General features: G+C 61.9%; 1 protein-coding gene. It reads left to right on the forward strand.

Annotation, left to right across the window (positions count from 1 at the left end; all coding sequences use genetic code 11):
- Positions 1-168 precede the first annotated feature (168 nt).
- On the forward strand, positions 169-678 hold a 510-nt coding region (locus EOA38_RS38215; RefSeq protein ID WP_127301648.1), incomplete at its 3' end, for a cyclic nucleotide-binding domain-containing protein.

Genomic DNA, 678 nt, shown 5'->3' on the forward strand with positions numbered 1-678 from the left:
CTCTTAGACGGTTGGCCTCAAGGATCGGACTCTCGCCCGCTCAGGGCCAACATGACCAAGCCGGCATCATCCGGCATTGATCCAAATCAAGGCATGGCGTGACATTTGTCACGCACAATGCGGAAGCAGAGGGAAAGCCTCAAATCGGAGACGAAACATTTGGATGAAATGACGTATGAGGGCGTAGCGCCGGAAGAGCTGCCGCTGTTTCGGGGGCTGCCCGTATCCCGCCGGACCGATCTGATGCGACACGCCATGGTGCACAGCGTGTCCTCAGGCACCGTTCTGTTCGAACAAGGCGACGTGCCGAACTTCCAGCTGATCGTGCTGGCGGGGTCGGCTCAGTTGTTTGGACGATCGGCCGAAGGCCGTGAGGTCTTGATCGAGGCCGTCAGAGCCCCGGATCTCGTCATCCCCGCCGCCGTCCTGACCGGCGCGCCTTATCTCATGCAGGCCCGAGTGCCCGAGCCTTCGCGGTTTCTGTTGATTCATGCGGCAGCGTTTCGCGCGGCGGTGGAAGCAGAGCCGTTGCTGGCACATGCGGCGATCGGAAGCCTCGCCGCGCAATTTCGACGCATGGTTCGGCAGATCAAGAACCTCAAGCTGAGGAACTCGACCGAGCGCGTCGGATGCTATCTCCTGGCCCTGTCGAAGCGGCAGGGCACGCCGGACCGAGCC

The organism is Mesorhizobium sp. M1E.F.Ca.ET.041.01.1.1, from assembly GCF_003997355.1.
In the GTDB taxonomy this organism is placed as follows: domain Bacteria; phylum Pseudomonadota; class Alphaproteobacteria; order Rhizobiales; family Rhizobiaceae; genus Mesorhizobium.